The organism is Paenibacillus sp. NMA1017 (assembly GCF_058895805.1).
This window is the reverse complement of the sequence record NZ_JBZXYR010000014.1, coordinates 16,661-29,968: the sequence shown is the minus strand read 5'-3', so window position 1 is coordinate 29,968 and position 13,308 is coordinate 16,661. Positions and strand designations below refer to the sequence as shown.

Sequence of the window (13,308 nt, the reverse complement as noted above, 5' to 3'; positions counted from 1 at the left end):
AACTTGGTAGGGAAGTTACGAGCTAGTGGGTATATACATATATAGGGAACGGAATGGATTTCTATATTTTTTCGGAGCTTTGAAGAGGTGTTATGTTATATGAGAATAGTAAAGGAGGCTGTTAATATGAACGATCCAATTCCGGAGAAGGTATTGAATGATGGCACTAAGGTGCCTGTCATTGGATTTGGGACAGCTGGATTGAAGGGTGCAGATGGAGTCAAGGCAATTACCAGCGCGATTGATGCAGGTTACCGTCTGATCGACACAGCGTTCAACTATGAAAATGAGGGTGCTGTCGGGAAAGCGATCCGGCAGAGCTCTGTGCCCAGAGAAGAATTGTTGATTTGCTCCAAACTACCGGGTCGTCGACATGCTTATCAAGAAGCCATTGTAACGATCGAAGAGTCATTATACAGAGGAGATCTGGACTACTATGATCTTTATCTAATCCATTGGCCGAATCCCCAAATTGATCGATATGTTGAAGCCTGGCAGGCGTTGATTGAGGCGAAGAAAAGGGGCTATATTCGTTCCATCGGGGTCTGCAATTTCTTGCCCGAGCATAACGAGCGTTTAATTCGGGAAACAGGTGTCACGCCGAGCTTAAATCAAGTTGAATTGCATCCATTGTTTAATCAGGAGCATCAGCGTGCAAAAGATGCTGAACAGGGCATTGTGACGGAATCGTGGAGCCCCTTGGGTCGCGGTCACAGTATGCTGGAGAATGAAGAGATTGGGAAAATTGCTGCTGCTCATGGTAAAACGACTACACAAGCGATTTTACGTTGGCATATCCAACTTGGAGCAATCCCGATCCCTAAGGCCTCTTCTTTAAAACACCAAACGGAGAATCTGGATATTTTTGATTTTGAGTTGTCTCCAGAGGAAATGAACATGATTTCGGCATTTAGCAGTGAGGATGGACGGATATGGGGGCAGGACCCCAAGTCCTATGAAGAGCTATAATCAAGACAATAAAATAAAAGGGTTCGAAAATCTGTCGCGGGTTTTTGGACCCTTTGCTTTTATCATAAAACGAACATACATCCGAAAGTGATCAGTGGGTCAGTATATAGAGCTATGCTGAACATTTTTTACCGGATTTGATGTATGATATGGTGGAATGTAGTCCTTTCGAAGGAGGTCATCATGGGAATTTTGTCGAGGTTTAGGGATATTATGAAAATGAATGTTAACGCCTTAGTGGATAAGGTGGGAGATCCGGAGAAGACCATTGACGATTATATGCGGAATTTGAACAGTGAGCTAGGCAAGGTGAAGGCGGAAACGGCTTCCGTGTTAGCTGATGAGAGAAGGGCGAAAACAGCACTGGATGAATGCAAAGCCCAGATTAAAAAGCTCCAGCATTATGCCAGTAAGTCTGTGGAAGCTGGTAAAGAAGAGGAAGCTCGAAAGTTTCTGGAGAGGAAAGGTTTGCAGGCGGAGAAATTGGAACAATTACAAACGTCCTATGATTTAGCTTCGACAAACGCCGTAAATATGAAACAAATGCAGGAGAAGCTGGTGTCCGATATGGGGCAGCTAGAAGCGCGGCGCGCTGAACTTAAAGGGAAGCTGGCGGTTGCCAAAGCACAGCAAACCTTGAATTCTATAGGCAGCGAAAATTCTGCTTTTGAAGTTATGGAAGAGCAGGTGAACAGAGCGTATGATGAGGCAATGGCTATAGCTGAGCTTCGGGCAGGAACGAAGGACGACCTGGATGCTTTATTTGCACAATACGAGAAGAGTACGAACACAGAAGATGAATAACAGTATCTATATGAAGAGGTGAGCAGATGCCGGTTATTGAATACAAATGCCCAAACTGCGGCAGCGGCATGGTCTTTGACAGTGAGACAGGGAGGTTATCCTGTCATAGTTGCGGAAGAGAGGACAATATCGAATCTATTCCTGATCCCCTGATAAATCGTATTTTTTCAGAAGATGAGGCCCATGAGTATCATTGTAATAACTGCGGAGCGGTGATTATGACCGACGTTGAGACAAGTGCAACGGTGTGCAGCTTTTGTGGTTCTGCCGTGGTTCTCGGGGATCGACTGACCGGGAAGCTGGCCCCAGCGCAGGTTATTCCTTTTTCAATCAGTAAGGAAGAAGCCATAGCTGCTTTCAAAAAATGGTGCAAGAATGGCCGTCTGACGCCGAATCGGTTCATGATAGCAGACCGAATCAAGGGAATAACCGGGATGTATGTACCCTTTTGGTTATATGAATTACATAATAAAATTGAGGTTCAAGGTGAAGGTACCCAAGTGCGAACCTATACGAGCGGAGACTACGAATATACGGAAACGAAGCATTTTGATGTATATCGGAAAATCCGTTTGAATTATGTAAAGGTTCCGATTGATGCTGCGGAGAAAATGAACGACGAGCTGATGGATAAATTGGAGCCTTTTCCATACGATCAGTTAAAAACCTTTAAAACGCCATATCTAGCAGGTTATATTGCGGAGAAGTACAGTTATAACGAAGAAGAGCTTTTCCCGCGAGTCAAAGAAAAAGTGAAGGAATATATTGATGCTTATATTCATTCTACGGTGTCAGAGTATACGGCCGTGAACTACACGGAAAAGCAAATTGATACTACATTAAAACAAGCGGATTATGTCCTGCTCCCGGTGTGGGTCATACACTATGACTATAATCAATTGGAGCATACGTTTGCTATGAACGGACAGACGGGCAAGGTAGTCGGTAAGCCTCCGATTAGTAAGTTCAAAGTGACGGCTTGGTTTGCAGGCATTTTCGGCATGACTCTCTTCTCATTAAGGTTAATCACTTGGCTGATGATGGGAGGGGAATTCTATTGAAAAAGCATAGAGCCATTGTAGCCGTCTTGTTGTTCTTTGCTGCTTTTCTGGCAGTTCCTATGGAAATGAAGGGCGAACCAGCTACGACAGAGATGAAGTCATTGATTTATGATGAAGCGGGTCTGCTCAATCAGGAAGAGTATGATGTATTGAACACTATGGCTAATCAATACGGAGCGGAAAGAGAAACGGACATTATTATTTATACTACCCTCAATCCCGACAATATGGATGTTATGAAAATGACGCAGGACTTTTATGATGACCATGGCCCTGGGTATGACAGATCTCATGGGAACGCAGTCATTTTAACGATGGATATGAGAAATAGAGAGGTGTACTTGGCCGGATTTTATAAGGCAGAACGGTATCTGGATGACGACAGGCTTACTAAAATACGTCATGAGATTAGCCCGGATCTGACGAACGGCAACTATGGGCTGGCATTTCAAAAGTATATTCTGAGCGCGCACAGATATTTGGCAATCCGTCCAGGGGTGAATCCAGACAGTATATTTTTTAAAGGATGGCTTCATTTGGCGGTGGCGCTGGGATTGGCGGCGTTGATCGTGGGCAAGATGGTTTCCAATTCTGGGGGGCGGGTTACGGTAAATCGGCAGACCTACGAGGATGCGAACGCTTCAGGAGTTCTGGAGCATCGAGATCAGTATCTTCACACCACGACAACGAAACGGAAGATTGAAAAGAGCAGTAGCAGCAGCAGCTCAGGCGGTGGTGGCGGAACTACCAGCGGCGGTCATTCGCATAGCGGCAGCAGAGGATCATTTTAACTGAGGATTTTGCAAAATCCTAAACTGAAGGGATGGATACAGCATGGGATTCTTCAGAAATCAATTTGCAAATGTTGTAGAGTGGGAAGAATTTAGAGATGATATGATTTTCTGGAAGTGGAGTAATCGTGAAATTAAAAAAGGAAGTAAGTTAATTATCCGCTCCGGTCAAGACGCGATTTTTGTAAATAACGGCAAAATAGAGGGTATTTTTGAGAATGAAGGGTCATATAACATGGACTCTGACATTATTCCATTTCTATCCACCTTAAAAGGGTTTAAATTTGGTTTTAACAGTGGCATGAGGGTAGAGGTCTTATTCGTTAATACGAAGGAGTTTACTGTCAAATGGGGGACGCAGAATCCAGTGCTGATCCCGACTCCCCAGCTGCCAGGCGGTATGCCGATCCGTGCCAATGGCACATTTAATTTTAAAGTGAACGATTATGTTACGCTCATCGATAAGATTGCCGGAGTGAAGGACAGCTATCTAGTTGAGGATGTTAAAATACGGATTACTTCGGTGTTGGATCAGTTATTGATGAAGTGGATCAGCAAAGAAGGAAAGGATATGTTCAATCTGCAGGCGAATGCTTCTGACATTTCGAAAGGTATTCAAGAAGATCTGGATATGGAAGTGATGGACAACGGTATGACGATTACTGGCTTTCATGTGATGAGCTTCAATTATCCTCAAGAGATCCAAGATATGATCACGAAGACAGCCTCTCATGAAATGATCGGTAATCTGCAAAAGTACCAACAAGTGACGATGACGGACGGGATTGCATCGGGTAATGTAAAAGGCGGCGGTGCTGCTTCAGATATGGCGAGTATGATGATGGGAATGAATATAGCAAATGAAATGATGAAAAATTTGAACCCGAATCAAAAGCCTTCTGCTGAGACTCAGCCTGCACCTACTGCCTCCTCTCCATCTGGAGACGGGAATAAGCCCAATTTTTGTCCGAATTGCGGTACAAAAAACGAAGGAGCTAACTTCTGTCCGAATTGTGGACAAAAATTGAACGGATAATATAGTTATGGCCGAACTTCACTATTTTAAGAGAGTTCCGACTGGGTCAGGTAATCCTGTAAGCCAAAAGGCAGTTATCGCAGAGTATCTTCTGTGATGGCTGCTTTTTTATGTAGTTCGTTCTTCATAAATCCGATTTATTGGATTGAAAAAGGTACTCAGGATAAGGTACTATAACTATATAGTATGTATTTATATTAACTAATTAGTCATTACATTAATAAACTACAGGTATAGGAGCAACGAAGATGACCAAATTCCAAGATCAAATCATTGCGCGTTACAAGTTTGATGATGTAGAGAACGTCGGCAAAGATAGCTCAGGGCAAGGTAACGATGGGGTTGCTTCAGGCACAGTAACACCTACGATTTCCCATGCTACCGGTAGAGCAGCTTTGACGCTTGAGGGTGGCCCCAACGGTACATCGTATATCCAGCTTCCTTCCGATCTATTCAAAGATGTAAGCGATAACACCGGTGTGACGGTTACTGCTTGGGTCAACTTCGGCAGATTCACAGATATGTGGGAACGTGTCTTTGACTTTGGTAAAGCCCATACAGGACCCTATATGTTCATGACACGGAATCTGCGCGGAACCCTTTTCAACGAGGCGGATTTGTCCGTAGACCCGGGAAGAGGCTTTGTCAGGGATGAGTGGATGCACATAGCCCTGTCTGTGATCGGCACGGAAGGCGGCACATTAAGCAGCGCGGGTCCGGTGGTATATGTCAATGGTGAGGTAGTAGCGGACGGTTCCATCAGCCAAACTTCCAGCGGCAACTATGCCAAGCTGCGTAAATGGTTCGAAACGTTTACAGACTCGTCCAACTACAGCAATAATTTTATCGGTCGCTCCCAGCATGCGGCGGATGTAGACTTTGCCGGCTCCGTTTCAGACTTTCGAATTTATAAAGCAGGCCTGACGGCGGATGAAGTCATTGAGGTCATGTGCGATTCGTTGACAGATGAAGAGATCGTGAAGCTTGCCAGAGATAAATATTTGTCCTTTCCAACGACGATTGTGACCAAGGACTTATCTCTGCCAACCGTTCTGATGGGCGGAAGAGTAGAAGTGATCTGGAAATCCAGCCAACCTAGTATACTCTCTGACAATGGGCAGGTGCAGGCGATTACCTCCGCACAAGGGGTTACCGTCACAGCTTTATTAACGAAGGGCTTAAGCCAGATTGAAGAAAGCTTTGAAGTATCCGTTCTTCCTGAACAGCTGCCTCCGTACACGCTGACCATTCATGGAAATAAGGAAGTACTGGATGTCAGCGAAGTGATGTACGGCTTGTTCTATGAAGACATTAATAACGCGGCAGATGGCGGGATTTATGCAGAACTCGTTCAGAATCGCTCTTTTGAATCTTTCGAGTTTGATACGTATTCCCATGCTTCCGGTGAATGCGGCTGCTCTACAGGACGGAACCGGAACCCGTTGTTCGCCTGGTCTGGTGATACGGACAAGATGACTCCACAACATAGTGGTGGATTAAATGAGTTTTTAGGCGCAAAAGACAAAGAAGTGAACTCCTATTATGTGACGGTAGCGGATGGTGCAACGATTCGGAACAAGGGCTTTTCGGATTCTAACCAGAATTGTGCCATGTCCATCCAAGAGGGTGCCAAGTATGAGTTTACCATCTGGGCGAAGGCCAATTCAGCGGGCACAATCACATTGCAACTGCAAGACTCGAATGAAAAGGCTATTAGTGATTCGGTTACGATACAGGTGGAAGGCGGAAACACGTGGAAGAAGTACGGCATCGATTCCAAGCTTGTGCTGACAGGCTCGGCTACGGTTCTTGGACAGCTGGCGCTTACATTTGAAGGGGACATTTCGGTTGATATGGTTTCTTTATTCCCACAAGATGTATGGGGCGCAGGAGAGGAAGAGCAATCCCCATCGGCACATGCTAACTTCCAGGGTAACCCTAACTACCGACTGAGAAAAGATCTGGTGAACGCATTGGTTGGCATGCATCCGAAATTTTTGCGGTTTCCAGGTGGTTGTATTTCCGAGGGTTCGTTTATATGGGAAAACGTATACGATTGGAAGGAATCGATTGGGGATATCGAGCTGCGCAAGGAAAACTTTAATGTATGGGGCTATATGATGACCATGGGCCTTGGTTATATGGAGTATTTCCAGTTGGCAGAAGACCTGAATGCAGCTCCGCTTCCGGTTATGGCCTGTGGGGTGCTCTGTCAAGCTCGTTCCGATTACGCTCATCCGGCTGGAGGCGCATTAAGAGAACACTATATTAAGAACTTTACGGATCTGATCGACTTTGCGATTAGTATGGATTTTGAACATAATGAGTGGGCTGCTATGCGTAAAAAAATGGGCCATGAAGCTCCGTTTGATCTGCGTTATTTGGGCGTGGGTAACGAGAACTGGGGCACAGAGTTCTTCGCCAACTTTGAAGTGTTCAAAACGTCGATTGATGAGTATATGGAGAAAAACTATCCGGGTTATGAGCTGCACATCATCTCCACGGTTGGCGCTCAAGCAGATGACGATGCATATCAGCAGGGCTGGAAGTTTTTAAGTGGTAATATGACCGGTTCGGCTAAGGTTGCTTTTGCAGATGGTAACCAGGTGACGGAAGAAACCGTGACCTGGTATGAGAAGCAAAAAGACTATATGGACACCATTGCAGACGAGCACTATTATCGTTCTAACGAGTACCTGCTGAATAACGTCGACCGCTATAACTACTACTACAGAGCTTATAACGCGGACGGTAGTATCAATTGGAAAGCGACATCAAAGGTTTTTGTCGGGGAATACGCCTCAACGGATAAAAATACATTGGCAGGTGCTGTAGCAGAGGCAGCGGTGATGACGGGCTTCGAAAATAATGCCGATGTCGTTCGGTTGGCTGCCTATGCACCGCTGTTTAACAAGGTGCTGACAGATGGAACTTACAGATGGACGCCAGACTGCATCTGGTTCGATGACGAAACAGTGTGGTTTACGCCGAACTACTATGTACAGCAAATGTATGCTAAATATTTGGGGAATAAAGTATTGAGCACTTCTTTCTCTACTTACAAAAACGGCAAGCCAACGGATCTCATTCCTCAGGGTGGAATTGAAATCGCGACAGGCAACGCCGAAGTTATGATTAAACGTGTGACCGTTACTTCCAATCAGGACGGCAGTGTGCTGCTGGATCAAGATTTTACCCAGGAATTGAATTCAGCATGGCAGGTCATTCCCGGTTCCGTGGGCTCTACAGTGGAGGAAGGCAAGGGGCTTGTCCTCAAAGCTCAGGATAGCGGTCTGAATGGTCTGTACATCTTGAACGACAGCTGGAGCAATTACAAGGTAGAGGTGGTCGCCTCCCGCATTTCCGGCACGGACGGTTTTTATGTGGGTGCGGGTCTCACGGATATTGCTGCGGAGAAAAAGGACGTTGTCGAATACGCGATCGGCTATGGCGGCAAGGCTACCGGCGTGAAGGTTTACAAGCAAGGCAAAGAAGGCTACACATTGGGTGACTACTCTTCCAGTACAGCGGCGGGCAACCTGAGAGCGGCGAGCTATGAAGAGCTGGCTGACAACACGGACTACACCATAACAGTGAACTACGGCGGTGAAACGGGCGGCAATCTGATTTGCTCATACACCGACGGCGAGACAACCAGCAAAGTGCTGGATTACAAGCTGGAGGCTTACAACAGAGACGTGTTCAACTCGGTGACCAAAGATGCTGAGCATGTATATGTGAAGCTGGTGAATGCCGACAACGTGGATAAGGTAACACAGCTGAATCTACAAGATTTGAGGGTTGAGTCCATCGCTAAGCTGGTTACACTAACCGGCGATTCCTCGCTTGTTCATGTACCTAACGTGAACAAGAAGAATGATGAGAAGGTAGTGCCTACCGAACAGCAGATCACGCTTCATACGGATTCTGTCCTCTTAGACTTACCAGCCAACTCGGTAAATGTGCTGGTGCTGGATCTTAAACCTTTTCCCGCTTAAAAACAAAAAGGGGTGTCCCAAGTAGCCGTTTTATGGCTTTTGGAACACCCCTTTTTTTCTATGAATAGAGTCGGAATGTTGAGTCAATTTCCCTTGGCAGGCATTACTGCGTGCTTCTGTTTACCAATTCACGTGGGTTGATGCCATCGTCTATCGTTAGCGGGGTAGGGGCTCCCGTAGCGATTCGTTCCCAAGGCACCATTTTAAAGTTCTGATTTAACTTTTTGCCATTTTGAAGATTTTCGTCATCTTGTGCAACGAAGATACCATGAGGAAAATTCTTGCCTAATCCGTAGCCAAGAACATCAATACCGTCTGTGACAGACGTACCGTCAACGGTAGGGCTCGCGCTGATCGTAAAGTTGCTTATATATGCATTGTCGCCTTGTCGTTCATAGATCGCATAGCTACTGTTTCCTTGACTGGAGGCCATGAGATATCCCTTGCCATCTTTACCGTAATACAATGTAAGTCCCTCTATGTCATCGTGAAGTCTGCGCCCATCTGCAATATCCACACGTCGCAGTGGCTCGGAAGAACCGTCTGGCTCGGCACTATACTTCCAAATGGCGTGATCCTCTTCAGCGATGTAGATCGTACCATACTCATCATCAGCAACCATGCCTTCGGATTGCGTAGCCAGCTTGAACTGGCGGACAAGCTTACCTGCAATTTTGCCGCTTCCGTCATCAGTCAGCTCATATTGTTCAAATTCACCCTCTTTGCCCAACACGAGCGCGTAAAATTTATCTGTCTTGAGGCTATGGTATAGGCTGAATCCGTATACTTCTTTCATAGATGCTTTAATGGGTTTGCCAACCACGTTGGTCAGCTTTCCTGATGCACCGTCAATGGCAAAGATATCGATCGTGTTGTTGGTTCGATTGGTTGCCCCTGCGATATCCATTTTTTTGCCGCCCAAGGTGAAACCGTAACGAAGATCCACGTTGTTCATTTTTCCGACCTTCATGTTTTGCAGTTGCTTGCCTTCCAGATCATAGACTAAAATCCCGCCGCCTTTATTAGTTGCTAAAATTCTACTTTTCTCCGGATCGACCGGGTTGAGCCAGATGGCAGGGTCGTCGGCTGCGTCTTCTCCATCCTCCACAGCTTCTGTTTCGGCAGAAGGGATCACTTTATAGGTAGGAACTGCGTCCTTAGGATCTGCATATTTGCTATTTTCTGCTTCTAGCGCAGTAATCACTTTTGTAGGAAGATATACATTTCCATTCATCATCTTAATTTCCTGGTCCGCTTTTCCGGTTAGTCCAGCTAGACGATATTCCTTCTCACCAACTGTAAAGGTTCCGACAATGCCATTTTTCAGTTTGACCAAAACAGACTGGTCATCACTGTCCCATGTAATGGTCGCCCCCATTTTATCTGCCTGTGTTCGTAGTGGTGCATACCCGGACAGCCGAATGTTTGCCGCATGGGTCAGTTCTGGTGATATCAGAACCCCCGTTAACATGGCTAATAATGCTAGTTTAGTTGACTTCATATGTATGCCCCTTTTCTGAAGTGCAAATGATATAACCGACTCAGTATAAAGCGAGAATATCAAAAGAAAACAATGAAAATGTAAAGGGAATATAAAGACGATGTAAGCAATCAATGAACTGGTTTCCAGTATTGCTGTCTGTAATTCTTCGGAGACATTCCGAATTTTTCTTTAAAGCATTTGGAGAAATAGCTTGCTTGGGAGAATCCTGTTTCCTCCGTAATTTGTTGGACGGACCAATCGGTTTGTAGCAAAAGACTACGCCCTTGATCCAGTCGATAATCCATTAAATACTCAAGCGGTGTGCGCTGGAAGGCGACCTTCATACATCTTGCGAGATAGTTCTGATGTACGTGAAAATGGGTCTCCAAATCTTTATTGGTGATTGTATTTTTGTAATTCTGTTTTAGGTATATTTCGATCTGTTCGGCTAACTTAGAGGAGCTGTCTTTATTATTCTGATCAAACTCCAAACTCTGAAAAACATTCACAAACGTCTGTTGGGCCTCCCATAGTGCCAGTTTTCTAGGTTTTAAGGTAGAGGCTAGTAAATAGTCTAATTTCGAAAATAGCTCATGTGGATTCACGACTTTTTGAATTTTGGGCAAATGAATGGTCGTATGTTCTGAATGGAAATGCAGCTCGGGAATGGGGGTGCTAGGTATAATAGGATTTGGCGAGGATTGTGCGCACCACATGCTAGTAGTTTGAAAATGGAACCAGTAAAAGGAGGTTTGTTCTGTACATGCCTCAATGGGGAAATGATGTTTATCCGGTTCAAGAATGAGAGCGTAATTTTCAGTTACCTTCCACACTTCATCCTCTTCGCCAATGTGCAGCAATCCTTCTTTAATGATTATTACGTCAAAATAACCCAGATTATACCGATTCGGGTGCCAATCCCCTTTTTGGTATGTAGTAAAATTCCCCTCAATGAAATAAGGCAGCGGAGGAACAAGGAATGATAGAAAGTCCGTTTTGCTCATGGAAGCCAGCTCCTTTGTGTGTGAAATCGTATAAGTTTTAGTTAAAGATCGCGATTTTTTTTATAAATTTAGGTTGATAAAATAAGGACTGTAGCAAGGGGAGCACAGGTTAGCCTGTACGATATTATCATTACTTTATCCTTATTTTTTCAAAAATGAAAGCGTTCTATTTCCAGGAAGGGATGTTTATCCAATGAAAACGGCAAAGCCAGTTAAGCATGTCATCGTTGATGATTTATTTTGGAAAAAGTATAAGCAGGTTGTGGCGGAAGAGGTTATTCCTTATCAGTGGAAAGCATTAAATGATGAATTACCAGATACAGAACCCAGTCATGCGATTGAAAACTTTAGGATTGCAGCCGGGGAATCCAATGGAGAGTACTATGGAACTGTTTTCCAGGACAGTGATCTTGCCAAATGGCTGGAGACGGTTGCCTTTAGCTTAAGGGATCATCCGAATCCTGCGCTTGAAGAGCGGGCAGATGAAGTGATTGAATTGTTGGGAAGAGCTCAAGCTGAGGATGGGTATCTGAATACGTACTATCTGCTCAAGGAACCCAATAATCGCTGGACGAACCTAAGAGATAATCATGAGCTGTATTGTGCAGGGCATTTTATAGAAGCGGCTGTTGCTTATTATGAAACGACGGGCAAAACGAAGTTTCTTCACATTATGGAGAAATACGTAGACCTGATTCAGCAGATTTTTGGTACGGAAGAAGGGAAACGGAAAGGCTATCCGGGGCATGAAGAAATTGAGTTGGCCTTGATCAAATTATACGACGTAACTGCAAAGGATCAATATCTCAAATTAGCGCAATATTTTATTGAACAGCGGGGACAGCATCCTATTTACTTTGCAGAGGAACAAGAAAAGAGAAAACATATTCAAACAGAGCCCACCTGGAATGATGATAACAACATTAATTTTGGCTTAGGCTTCGAATACCAGCAAGCTCACCAACCTGTGCGGGAACAAAAAGAGGCAGTCGGCCATGCGGTAAGAGCGGTGTATCTGTATATTGCGATGGCGGACTTGGCCGCGAAAACAAGGGATGCTTCCCTGTTACAAGCCTGTGAAACACTGTGGGATGATGTAACGAATCACAAAATGTACATCACCGCAGGGATCGGTTCTACTGTAAACGCGGAAGCGTTCACTTGCCATCACGATCTTCCCAATGACAGCATGTACTGTGAGACCTGCGCCTCTGTGGGGCTGGTCTTTTGGGCCAATCGTATGCTGCGCTTAGCGCCAGACCGGAAATATGCCGATGTTCTGGAGCGTGCGCTATACAACGGAACGATTAGTGGGATGGATCTGGATGGGAAACGGTTTTTCTATGTGAATCCGCTGGAGGTTAATCCTTTTCAAAAATCCAGAAAAGATCAGGAGCATGTAAAAACAGAACGGCAAAAATGGTTTTTCTGCGCCTGCTGTCCGCCCAATTTGGCACGAATGATTGCATCGGTTGAGGACAATATGTACACCCAAACGGATGATACGTTGTATACGCATCTGTACATTGCCAGCAAGGTGAACTTGACTTTATCTGGTCATGAGGTTGAAATTACACAAACTCATCATTATCCGTGGGATGCGGATCTAACCTTTTTGATCCACGTAACAGAGCCGACTTCCTTCAAATGGGCATTTCGGATTCCTGGGTGGTGCAAGCAGGCAGAGGTGAAGGTGAATGGGGAAGCTATATCATTAGACCATCTGGAAAATGGCTATATCGAGATTCAGCGTACTTGGAAGAACGGAGATGTGGTAACTCTGCATTTGGCTATGCCAGTTGAACGCATTCGGAGCAATCCGCTGGTCTCCATGAACCAGCAGCAAATTGCTCTCCAACGCGGTCCAGTCGTGTTCTGTCTGGAAGAAGTGGATAATGGGGCGAATTTGGCAGGATTAAGATTGACGAAGGATAGCCTCATTACAGAAGAGTTCAACGAAAATCTGCTGGGTGGCATTGTAAAGCTGACCATAGAGGGATACCGGGTAAAAAATTCGAATGCATTATATAGCTCGGAGCCTCCTGAATTTGTTCCTCAACAAATTACCGCCATTCCTTACTACGCCTGGTGCAATCGGGCCAAAGGGGAAATGCGTGTATGGGTTTATGAATCATAATTCATTCGCATGGGGAGAGGAAAGA

At 45.1% G+C, this 13,308-nt stretch carries 9 protein-coding genes; 7 read left to right on the top strand and 2 right to left on the bottom strand.

Annotated elements, in window-relative coordinates; translation table 11 throughout:
- The first annotated feature begins 126 nt into the window (after positions 1-126).
- The 6 genes from AC5ELV_RS23360 (at position 127) to AC5ELV_RS23335 (ending at position 8,659) form a co-directional block, all read left to right on the top strand.
- The gene (locus AC5ELV_RS23360) at positions 127-969 is read left to right on the top strand and encodes an aldo/keto reductase (protein ID WP_493432095.1); all 843 of its coding nucleotides are present in this window, start codon (positions 127-129) and stop codon (positions 967-969) included.
- 183 nt (positions 970-1,152) lie between these two features.
- On the top strand, positions 1,153-1,773 hold the full coding sequence (locus AC5ELV_RS23355; protein WP_493432094.1) for a PspA/IM30 family protein: 621 nt from the start codon (positions 1,153-1,155) through the stop codon (positions 1,771-1,773).
- Positions 1,774-1,799: 26 nt separating this feature from the next.
- Positions 1,800-2,834 carry a TFIIB-type zinc ribbon-containing protein gene (locus AC5ELV_RS23350; RefSeq protein ID WP_493432093.1) on the top strand — a complete coding sequence of 345 codons (1,035 nt, stop codon included), beginning with the start codon at positions 1,800-1,802 and terminating at the stop codon, positions 2,832-2,834.
- Positions 2,831-3,625 (top strand): TPM domain-containing protein, encoded by a 795-nt coding sequence (locus tag AC5ELV_RS23345; RefSeq protein ID WP_493432092.1) that lies wholly within the window; start codon positions 2,831-2,833, stop codon positions 3,623-3,625. The genes AC5ELV_RS23350 and AC5ELV_RS23345 overlap by 4 nt, the downstream gene beginning before the upstream one ends.
- 43 nt (positions 3,626-3,668) lie before the next feature.
- Positions 3,669-4,661: an SPFH domain-containing protein gene (locus tag AC5ELV_RS23340; protein ID WP_493432091.1), complete on the top strand. Its 993-nt coding sequence runs from the start codon at positions 3,669-3,671 to the stop codon at positions 4,659-4,661.
- Between the two features lie 248 nt (positions 4,662-4,909).
- Positions 4,910-8,659, top strand: coding sequence for an alpha-L-arabinofuranosidase family protein (locus AC5ELV_RS23335; RefSeq protein ID WP_493432090.1), 3,750 nt, complete (start codon positions 4,910-4,912; stop codon positions 8,657-8,659).
- A 103-nt stretch (positions 8,660-8,762) separates the two neighbouring features.
- Here AC5ELV_RS23335 and AC5ELV_RS23330 read toward each other — a convergent pair whose 3' ends face one another.
- A complete protein-coding gene (locus AC5ELV_RS23330) occupies positions 8,763-10,160 on the bottom strand; it encodes a phytase (protein WP_493432089.1) in 1,398 nt (465 codons plus the stop codon).
- Positions 10,161-10,270: 110 nt separating this feature from the next.
- Positions 10,271-11,146 carry a helix-turn-helix transcriptional regulator gene (locus AC5ELV_RS23325; RefSeq protein WP_493432088.1) on the bottom strand — a complete coding sequence of 292 codons (876 nt, stop codon included), beginning with the start codon at positions 11,144-11,146 and terminating at the stop codon, positions 10,271-10,273.
- A 193-nt stretch (positions 11,147-11,339) separates the two neighbouring features.
- On the opposite strand from AC5ELV_RS23325, the gene AC5ELV_RS23320 reads away from it, so the two are divergent.
- A complete protein-coding gene (locus AC5ELV_RS23320; RefSeq protein WP_493432087.1) occupies positions 11,340-13,283 on the top strand; it encodes a glycoside hydrolase family 127 protein in 1,944 nt (647 codons plus the stop codon).
- Positions 13,284-13,308: the final 25 nt, after the last annotated feature.

Excerpts from the sequence above, each read along its gene's own strand:
- AC5ELV_RS23360 (WP_493432095.1), top strand. The coding sequence starts at position 127 with ATGAACGATCCAATTCCGGAGAAGGTATTGAATGATGGCACTAAGGTG.
- AC5ELV_RS23355 (WP_493432094.1), top strand. The coding sequence starts at position 1,153 with ATGGGAATTTTGTCGAGGTTTAGGGATATTATGAAAATGAATGTTAAC.
- AC5ELV_RS23350 (WP_493432093.1), top strand. The coding sequence starts at position 1,800 with ATGCCGGTTATTGAATACAAATGCCCAAACTGCGGCAGCGGCATGGTC.
- AC5ELV_RS23340 (WP_493432091.1), top strand. The coding sequence starts at position 3,669 with ATGGGATTCTTCAGAAATCAATTTGCAAATGTTGTAGAGTGGGAAGAA.
- AC5ELV_RS23335 (WP_493432090.1), top strand. The coding sequence starts at position 4,910 with ATGACCAAATTCCAAGATCAAATCATTGCGCGTTACAAGTTTGATGAT.
- AC5ELV_RS23330 (WP_493432089.1), bottom strand. The coding sequence starts at position 10,160 with ATGAAGTCAACTAAACTAGCATTATTAGCCATGTTAACGGGGGTTCTG.
- AC5ELV_RS23325 (WP_493432088.1), bottom strand. The coding sequence starts at position 11,146 with ATGAGCAAAACGGACTTTCTATCATTCCTTGTTCCTCCGCTGCCTTAT.
- AC5ELV_RS23320 (WP_493432087.1), top strand. The coding sequence starts at position 11,340 with ATGAAAACGGCAAAGCCAGTTAAGCATGTCATCGTTGATGATTTATTT.